This is a genomic window from Erwinia oleae (assembly GCF_000770305.1).
GTDB lineage: Bacteria > Pseudomonadota > Gammaproteobacteria > Enterobacterales > Enterobacteriaceae > Erwinia > Erwinia oleae.
In genome coordinates, this window is the sequence record NZ_JNVB01000147.1 from 1 (window position 1) to 2,603 (window position 2,603).

Annotated in this window: 3 protein-coding genes and 1 pseudogene; all 4 read left to right on the plus strand. The window is 57.2% G+C overall.

Annotation, left to right across the window (positions count from 1 at the left end; all coding sequences use genetic code 11):
* A pseudogene (locus tag GS12_RS22545) lies at positions 1-689 on the plus strand (phage tail tape measure protein); the annotation flags it as partial.
* A 13-nt stretch (positions 690-702) separates the two neighbouring features.
* The gene (locus GS12_RS22550) at positions 703-1,182 is read left to right on the plus strand and encodes a phage tail protein (protein WP_034911919.1); all 480 of its coding nucleotides are present in this window, start codon (positions 703-705) and stop codon (positions 1,180-1,182) included.
* Positions 1,182-2,339 carry a phage late control D family protein gene (locus GS12_RS22555; RefSeq protein WP_034951212.1) on the plus strand — a complete coding sequence of 386 codons (1,158 nt, stop codon included), beginning with the start codon at positions 1,182-1,184 and terminating at the stop codon, positions 2,337-2,339. Before GS12_RS22550 ends, GS12_RS22555 begins: the two co-directional genes overlap by 1 nt.
* Before the next feature lie 67 nt (positions 2,340-2,406).
* Positions 2,407-2,598 (plus strand): ogr/Delta-like zinc finger family protein, encoded by a 192-nt coding sequence (locus tag GS12_RS22560; RefSeq protein WP_034951214.1) that lies wholly within the window; start codon positions 2,407-2,409, stop codon positions 2,596-2,598.
* Positions 2,599-2,603: the final 5 nt, after the last annotated feature.

The window sequence follows — 2,603 nt, forward strand, 5'->3', positions numbered from 1 at the left end:
GGATCGGTGTGGCGATCGGCTCCCTGACCTGGCCGGTTATTGCCGTGGTCGCCGCCGTTGCCGCCGGCGCGCTGCTGATCCGCAAATACTGGGAGCCGATTAGCGCATTCTTTGGCGGCGTGGTTCAGGGCCTGGCGGCGGCATTCGGGCCGGTTGGCGAGATGTTCGCGCCCCTTGAGCCGGTGCTGGGCGCCATCAGCGAGGCGTTGCAAAGCGTGTGGCAGGGGTTCAGTAACCTCATCGCGCCGGTTAAATCCAGCCAGGAAACGCTTAACGGTTTTCAGAATGCAGGTGTGGTTTTCGGCCAGGCGCTGGCTGATGCGCTGCTGCTGCCGTTGACCGCGTTGGATACCCTGCGCGGCGGCATCGACTGGGTGCTGGAAAAACTCGGTCTGGTCGACAAAGCGTCCCGCAAGCTTGATCAGACTTCGTCGAGGGCCGATGTCGCCATGCAGAGCGGCAGCTACATTCAGGCGACCAGCTCGCTTAACGTCTATCAGGGTTATCAACCGGCAACGGTGGCGGGCGGCAAGAGTTATACCGATCGGAGCAGCAGTACCTACAACCTCACGTTTAACGGCGAGGCTGCGACGGCTGACGATCTCCCACGCAGGGTACGCGAAGAGTTGGCCAGAGCCGAGCGCGAGAAGGCCAATCGCAATTACTCAAGCCTGATCAACAACGGCTAAGGAGGATAAGAAAATGATGCTTGCACTGGGTATGTTCGTTTTTATGCGTCAGACATTGCCCTATCAGAATTTGCAGCGTAATGCAGCATATCAGTGGCAGTCAAACTCGCGCGTCGGCAAGCGCGATGCGTACCAGTTTCTCGGCGCCGGTGAGGAGAAAGTCCAGCTTGACGGCTCGCTTTATACCGAGCTGACCGGCGGCAAACTGAGCCTGACGGCGGTGCGGCTGATGGCTGAGCAGGGCCGCGCCTGGCCGCTGCTCGATGGCAACGGCACGATTTACGGTATGTACGTTATCAGCAACGTCACTGAGACCGGCAGTGAGTTTTTTGCCGATGGCACACCGCGCAAAATCGATTTCAGCCTGTCGCTGACGCGCGTGGATGAGTCGCTGGCACAGATGTTTGGCGACATCCGCGATCAGGCCAGCATTCTCATTGGTAAAGCCGGAAAAATAGCGAATCAGCTGCCCGGCATGCTGGGGATGGGCTGATGCTTAATGCGCTGACGAATGACCTTGCCCGCGTGCGGGCGCCCGACTATATCCTCAGGCTCGACGGACGCGATATTACGCCCAATTTCAGCGATCGACTGATCAGCCTGACCATGACCGATAATCGTAGCCTGGAGGCCGATGAGCTTACGATTGAACTGGACGATAGCGACGGACGGGTCGAACTGCCGACGCGCGGCGAGCGGCTGACGCTTTTTCTGGGCTGGAGAGGGCAGTCGCTGATTGGAAAGGGTGACTTTACCGTTGATCGCATTACCCATGTGGGCGCGCCCGACAGGATAACTCTTCACGCCTCCAGCGCGGACATTCGCGGCTCGCTCAATTCACGGCGCGAGCAGGCCTGGCACGACCAGACGCTGGGCGCTATCGCCGAAGCCATTGCCGCACGTAATCACCTGACCGCCAGCGTTGTGCCGGCGCTGGCGAATATTGTCATTCCGCACATCGACCAGTCGCAGGAGTCTGATGCAAAATTTCTGACCCGGCTCGCCGGGCGGAACGGCGGAGAGGTTTCGATCAAAGCAGGAAAGCTGCTGATGTTACAGGCGGGCCGACGCGTGACGGCCAGCAGCAAGCCGATCCAGGAGATAACGATTGCGCGTAGCGAAGGCGATCGACATGAGTTCTCCATTGCCGATCGTTTTAACTACACCGGCGTGACGGCAAAGTGGCTTGATACCAACGACCCGAAGCAGCAACAGCAACAGGTGTCCACGACGCGCAAATTTGAAAAGCCGGTATCAACGGCTCAGCAGCATCCGAAAGCACAGCAGCCTGTAGCGTCCGGTAGCTCCGCAACGCAAAAGACGCAGCAAGCACCTTATATGGTGGGAGAGCCGGATAACGTATTTGCGCTGACGACAACCTTCGCAACAAAGTCTGAAGCGATACGGGCCGCACAAGCAAAATGGGAGAGCTTACAGCGCGGCGCGGCGGAACTCTCACTAAATCTGGCGACAGGTTGGGCAGACCTTTACCCGGAAATGCCCGTCAGGCTGACGGGATTTAAGCCGGTTATTAACGATCAGCCATGGATTATCACGCGAGTGGTTCATTTGCTCAGTGCGCGGGGCTACACCACTACGTTGTCGCTTGAGGTGGATATTGCAGGGGTTGAATATGAAATTAGTGAATAATTTGATTTTCTTTTTGTGATTTTATGGCTATCATTAATTCACTTTATGGGAATTCAAGGGGTGACTAATGTTTCATTGTCCAAAGTGTCAACACGCGGCGCATGCGCGCACCAGTCGTTATCTCAGCGAGAACACCAAGGAGCGCTACCATCAATGCACGAATATTCACTGTAGCTGTACCTTTGTAACGATGGAGGCGGTAGACCGTTTTATCACTTCACCGGCGAAAACCGCCGCGCCGCAGTCGGCGATGCAGTGAACCGC